The 223-nt window shown below is 41.7% G+C and carries 1 pseudogene; it reads left to right on the top strand.

Annotated elements, in window-relative coordinates:
* Positions 1–223 (top strand): annotated as a pseudogene (locus tag WFH04_RS18250) (IS5/IS1182 family transposase); the annotation flags it as partial.

The following is a 223-nucleotide window of genomic DNA, read 5'->3' as shown; positions in this document are numbered from 1 at the left end:
CTTCCTGGACATAATCGAGCAGGATTATTTTGAATTACCGAAGCACATTGTCGCAGACGCGGGATACGGCAGTGAACAGAATTATGACGACATCCTCTCGAACCGGAAACGTGAGGCTTTAATCACGTATGGAATGTACATAAAAGAACAAGAGAAGAAATACAAACAGAACAAGTTCAACGCAGCAAACTGGCAGTATGATGAAGAGAATGATGTCTATACA

Source organism: Sporosarcina sp. USHLN248, assembly GCF_037144575.1.
In the GTDB taxonomy this organism is placed as follows: Bacteria; Bacillota; Bacilli; order Bacillales_A; family Planococcaceae; genus Sporosarcina; species Sporosarcina contaminans.
The sequence above is the reverse complement of the archived record's forward strand: the minus strand, read 5'-3'. Positions and strand labels throughout refer to the sequence as shown.